The following is a 1374-nucleotide window of genomic DNA, read 5'->3' as shown; positions in this document are numbered from 1 at the left end:
GGGCGCTCGCGGCGGCTGCCGGGTGGCTTCACGGCGGCCGGGGCTCGGCGTGGGCACGGGCGGGGCCTGGCGGCCTCGGCCAGGTCAGGCGGCTGTGCCTCGTTCGGCGGCGGACAGGAAGTCCTGGGCGATCAGCGGCAGGCGGCGGCGGGCGTGCACGATGGCGATGACGCGGCGTACGGCCGGGTCGAGCGAACGCACCACCAGGCCGGCCCTGCTCGCCTGCTCGGCAATGCCGCGATACCACAGCAGCGACGCCTGACCGCTGCGCACGGCGTTGAGCCAGCCGTTGCGCTCGTCGGTCTCGAGGACGACCACCGGGTTGACGGAGAACTTGCCGAACATCGCGTCGAGCTCCCTGCGCCGGACGCTGCCACGGGCGGGCAGGGCCAGGCGCATGCCGTCGAGCCTGCCCATCGGCACAGGGCTGGGCAGTTCGAGGCCGGGCGGGGAGATCAGCACGATCTCCTGCCGTTCCAGCGGATGGGTGATGAGGTCGGCGGGCACGGGCAGGTCGGTCAGCCCGAGATCCGCGCGCTGGTCCCGGATGGCGCTGACCACGGCGTCGCGCCCGTCACAGCGCACGATGTGGACGCGGACTCCGGGGTGCTCGGCGGCGTAGGCGGGGAGCAGCCGCGCCGCGAGGCCGGGTTCGAGGCTGGGCGTGGCGGCGATGCGGAGCTCCGCCTCGCTGGACGCCGCGTGGCTGGCCAGGCCCTCGATCTCGTGTACGGCGTCGAGCGCCTCCCGGGCCAGCTTGACCACCCGGCGGCCCTGCGCGGTGACCACCACGCCGCGCCCCGACCGGGCGAAGAGGGTCATGCCGAGCTCGCGTTCCAGGTCCCGGATCGCGCGCGAGAGCGCCGGCTGCGCGATGTAGAGCGACCTGGCCGCGTCGGTCATGGTGCGGTGCTCCGCAGTCGCGACCACGTAGCGGAGCTGCTGGAGGTTCATGGCAAAGAAGCTAGGACACCGCCCGCCGCGCGGTCCGGAACATAGCGGAGATCACCTCGAATGATTTCGGACTGTAACCGAGCACTGTCACATCCGTGACGGGTGATAAATCAGTAAGCTTCTGCCCAAAATTTGGCAAAGGTCCGGAGCGTGACGGGAGGAGTCACGCGTTACGGACAACCGATGCGAGGGGGCGTCACGGTGACAGGCAACGGGCAGCATCCGCCGCCCCCGGGGCCCGAACGCCCCCCACGCCCGCCGTCGTTCCCATGGCCGCCACCCGGACACGGTCAGCGCCAGCCGGGCCAGGAGCACGGGCCGGCCCAGCAGCCCTCGCCCGTCCCTCAGGGCCCGCCGCACCAGCAGCGGCCAGCCCCTCCGACCCCGCCGCATCCGCAGCCGCCGCCCGGAGCGCCGTAC

Annotated in this window: 1 protein-coding gene; it reads right to left on the bottom strand. The window is 72.9% G+C overall.

What is annotated here, in order from left to right:
• Positions 1-84: 84 nt before the first annotated feature.
• A complete protein-coding gene (locus DQW85_RS22970) occupies positions 85-954 on the bottom strand; it encodes a LysR family transcriptional regulator (RefSeq protein ID WP_113702200.1) in 870 nt (289 codons plus the stop codon).
• Between the last annotated feature and the right edge of the window lie 420 nt (positions 955-1374).

Source organism: Nonomuraea lactucae, assembly GCF_003313395.1.
GTDB classification, from domain to species: domain Bacteria; phylum Actinomycetota; class Actinomycetes; order Streptosporangiales; family Streptosporangiaceae; genus Nonomuraea; species Nonomuraea lactucae.
The sequence above is the reverse complement of the archived record's forward strand: the minus strand, read 5'-3'. Positions and strand labels throughout refer to the sequence as shown.